The organism is Vibrio sp. 1249-1, from assembly GCF_033340495.1.
On record NZ_JAWOWJ010000987.1, the window covers coordinates 1 to 554 of the forward strand.

A 554-nucleotide genomic window follows, 5' to 3' on the forward strand; every position below is an offset into this window, starting at 1 on the left:
AATCTTAGTCACAAGCAAACAAGTGATAATGCCAAGCAAAATCGCTAATACAAACCCTTGTTCCCACATAGCCTTTCCTTACCAAACAGCCCGAAACGAGCGAAACAAACCGCAACACAACGACAGTGTGTAGAGCGATAAAACAAGTAACCAGAGCAAAGCAAAGCGAAAAAGAGTGCCAGAATGCTCAGTTGTCTTGGGCTTCACTGAACATTCCGGTATTAGAGGCAGCCTAACCGCATTTCGCACTCGGTTAGGCTGTGAACCTAGACACTAATAACGTCCCTAGGTTTACTGCCATTACTTCTTGAGTAACTGGCTTAGGTCTTTAGCTTCCCAATGCGGGAAGTGCTTACGAACCAAAGCATTGAGTTCAAGTTCGAACGCTGAAACATCCGCAAGACCACGCTCAACAGCCGCCAAACTTTCTTTCACCATGCCGGCACCTACTGTTACATTGGTTAGACGATCGATGATGATGAAGCCGCCGGTATCGGCACAATCTTGGTAGTTATCCAATGCGACAGATTCGTTCAGCGACCACTCACACAAAC

At 46.6% G+C, this 554-nt stretch carries 1 protein-coding gene; it reads right to left on the bottom strand.

From position 1 onward, the window contains the following. Positions 1-300: 300 nt before the first annotated feature. The coding region (locus tag R7Z50_RS30065) for an elongation factor 1-alpha C-terminal domain-related protein (RefSeq protein ID WP_411979542.1) at positions 301-554 on the bottom strand (254 nt) is incomplete at its 5' end.